Origin of the sequence: Streptomyces sp. CA2R106 (assembly GCF_037034245.1) — a bacterium.
GTDB lineage: Bacteria > Actinomycetota > Actinomycetes > Streptomycetales > Streptomycetaceae > Actinacidiphila.
Genome location: NZ_JBAGKC010000210.1, coordinates 1 through 284 on the forward strand (window position 1 = coordinate 1; position 284 = coordinate 284).

Consider the following 284-nt stretch of genomic DNA (forward strand, 5'->3'; position numbering starts at 1 on the left):
CTTCCAGGGCGCTGCGCAGGTGGTGCGGTCCGGTGCCGAAGGGCAGTACGTGCAGGGCGACGCCGGGCCACTGTGCTGCCTCGATGAGGTACTCCAGTTGGGCGGTCCACGTCTTGGGGTCGCGGGCCTTGCGGCGCAGCACCGCTTCGTCGATCAGGGCCCGGTAGTGCACCGGCTCGGGTCCGGTGAGCCGCGCGTGCCGGTCGAGCCGTGCCGTGACCTGCTCCTCGGCCTGTTCGTCGCTCAGTTGCGCGAGGTGCAGTTGTTCGCGCGCGTACTCGCGC

At 71.1% G+C, this 284-nt stretch carries 1 protein-coding gene; it reads right to left on the minus strand.

The genetic code is table 11. The annotated features are described in order from the left end of the window. Positions 1 to 284: Scr1 family TA system antitoxin-like transcriptional regulator (locus WA788_RS35780; RefSeq protein WP_335984714.1), on the minus strand; the 284-nt coding region annotated here is incomplete at both ends.